The organism is Paracoccus sp. DMF, assembly GCF_004407025.1.
Classification (GTDB): Bacteria; Pseudomonadota; Alphaproteobacteria; order Rhodobacterales; family Rhodobacteraceae; genus Paracoccus; species Paracoccus aminovorans_B.
Map to the genome: position 1 here is coordinate 1 of NZ_SOKV02000146.1, position 1,078 is coordinate 1,078.

General features: G+C 60.1%; 2 protein-coding genes. Both read right to left on the reverse strand.

The genetic code is table 11. The features are described 5' to 3' along the window. Nucleotides 1-140 precede the first annotated feature (140 nt). Nucleotides 141-638, reverse strand: coding sequence for a hypothetical protein (locus tag E3D03_RS20840; RefSeq protein ID WP_036732891.1), 498 nt, complete (start codon nt 636-638; stop codon nt 141-143). Nucleotides 639-903: 265 nt separating this feature from the next. Beyond that, a partial coding sequence (locus tag E3D03_RS20845; RefSeq protein WP_139305925.1) for a DUF3489 domain-containing protein occupies nt 904-1,078 on the reverse strand: 175 nt, incomplete at its 5' end.

Here is a 1,078-nt window from a genome sequence, read left to right on the forward strand (position 1 = left end):
GCACACGACGCTGGCGCAGAACCTGAAGATGGGTGCTATCTTCACTATCGTGTCGATAGCTCGTTCCTTCGCCTTGCGGCGGGTGTTCGAGGCGATCCGGATGCGGTAGCGGCGGTCGGCTATGAGGACGGAGCGGACATTCACTGAGGGGTCAGCGGCGGTTCTTGGGAGGCGGCCCAGTCGAAGGCACGTTGCCGTTCTGAAAAATAGAACTCTTTTATGGACATGCCCGATGGCACGCGAATTCCGGTATCGTCCAGCCCTTTCTGGAACCCAGCAAGAATACTATCCGTCACTCCCTGCGTTGTCTCAATCAACGCAGTGATAGCTGGCATGTCGTGGGTGTGGGCATAGTCGACGATTTGGGAAAGCGGGATCTTCCGGGCCATGTGTTGGTGCCAAACGTCGCCGGGCTTCAGGACACCGCCAGCTTCGGCCAACTGGCGATAGTTAACCGGACGCTTGTCATGCGCCGCCTGCAACAAGAACTCGATGCCGGCCTTGAAGTTGAATACTTTGTTGCGTCGACCTTGTTCTTCGATAGCCGCTACGGCCAGCGGGGCGTCGAGCTTCCCGGCGCGGCGGTGGTTCTCGATCAGATTCTGAATTTGTTTGTCTGTTTTCTCGCTCATATCCATGACATCGCACTCTGTGCGGGAAAGAGGCTCTTGTCCATCGGGCCGCAGCAGAAACGCCTCGGAAGAGCCGAGACAGACGCCACCGCCTGCGTGTGCACTTCTAACCTATGCCTCAGTGCGGACGGAGTTTGTCCGATGCCTCGATCCGATCCCTGAAGGGTCCAAAGTCCGAAAAGGCTGTTTGCATCGATTTCGTCCCTTCTCGAGGATGATCGACCGCCGCCCCGTAGGGGCGGCGGCCATCGACTTGTCGGGGTCCGGTGCCTCAGGCGGCAGGGAGTTTGTACACGCGTCCCCGGTTCTCGACCTTCTCCGAGGTCACCTCGAGCCCGAGTTTCTTCTTCAGCGCCCCGGCCATCGCGCCGCGCACCGTGTGCGACTGCCAGCTGGTCGCGGCCATGATCTCTTCGATGGTCGCGCCGTCCGGCGCGCGCAGCATG